Source organism: Klenkia sp. AC732 (assembly GCF_979256525.1).
In genome coordinates this window covers 1-233 of sequence record NZ_CEEDOS010000188.1, presented here as the reverse complement: position 1 = coordinate 233, position 233 = coordinate 1, and the positions used below count along the sequence as shown (strand labels likewise).

Annotated in this window: 1 pseudogene; it reads left to right on the top strand. The window is 82.0% G+C overall.

The features are described from left to right. Window positions 1-233, top strand: a pseudogene (locus AC0IVP_RS22215) (phosphoribosylglycinamide formyltransferase); the annotation flags it as partial.

The window sequence follows — 233 nt, the reverse complement described above, 5'->3', positions numbered from 1 at the left end:
TGGTCGTGCTGGTCTCGGGGGTCGGGTCGCTGTGCCTGGCCCTGCGGCAGGCCCAGGCCGGTCCCGGCGAGGAGCCCGGCCCCTTCACGGTCGGGGCCGTCGGCGCCGACCGCGAGGCCGCCGGGCTGGCCGCCCCCCGCGAGCGCGGGCTGCCGACCTGCGTCGTCCGGCCCGCCGACCACCCCGACCGGGCCGCCTGGGACGACGCGCTGGCCCGCGAACTGGCCGCCCAC